1 protein-coding gene is annotated in these 641 nt (G+C 79.7%); it reads right to left on the reverse strand.

Features of this window, described 5'->3' with window-relative positions:
• Positions 1-641, reverse strand: a 641-nt coding sequence (locus NWP09_RS13135) for a CHAD domain-containing protein (protein WP_258275928.1), incomplete at both ends; no start/stop codon positions are given.

Consider the following 641-nt stretch of genomic DNA (forward strand, 5'->3'; position numbering starts at 1 on the left):
CGCCTCGGCCGCGTAGCGCGCGCGCTTCGCCGCCCGGCGGGCGTCGTGCAGCAGTCGATCCCGCTCGTCACCGGACGCGTCGAGCGCGGCCTGCAGCCGCCGTGCCGTGCGCCGCAGGTCGCGCCGCACGAGGGGCGCGAGCGCGTCGACATCGTCCCACTCGCCATCAGACCACGGCGGCGCAGCCGCCGCGGCCTCGAGCGAGTCGACGAGCGCGAAGTAGCGGCCGGAGCGCATCGCCTCGAGCACGCGCTCGTGCGCGTCGCGCCGCCGGGCGCCGAGCGCGTCGTCGATGCGCTGCGCGACGGGCCCGACGACGAGCTCCTCCGGCTGCTCGGCGACGAGCGCCGCCAGGCGCGCCCGCAGCACCTCGGCGTCCCGCTCCTCGCCGAGGACGCCCGCGATCCAGCCGAGCTCGCGGCGCAGCGGCTCGGAGCGCGCCGCGTCGAGCATCGGCCGGAAGGTGCGCAGCGCGCTCCGGAGCCGCCGCACCGCGACGCGCATGCGGTGCACGGCGCCCGGTGCGTCGACGCGCACGAGCGGGTCCTCGCCCCGCAGCGCCTCCGCCTGCTCGACGAGCCGCGCGCGCACGAGCGCCCTCGCGCCGTCGTCGCCTGCCGATCCGGCCGCCAGGCCCGGGG

It is taken from the genome of Agrococcus sp. HG114 (genome assembly GCF_024723325.1).
Taxonomy (GTDB): Bacteria; Actinomycetota; Actinomycetes; order Actinomycetales; family Microbacteriaceae; genus Agrococcus.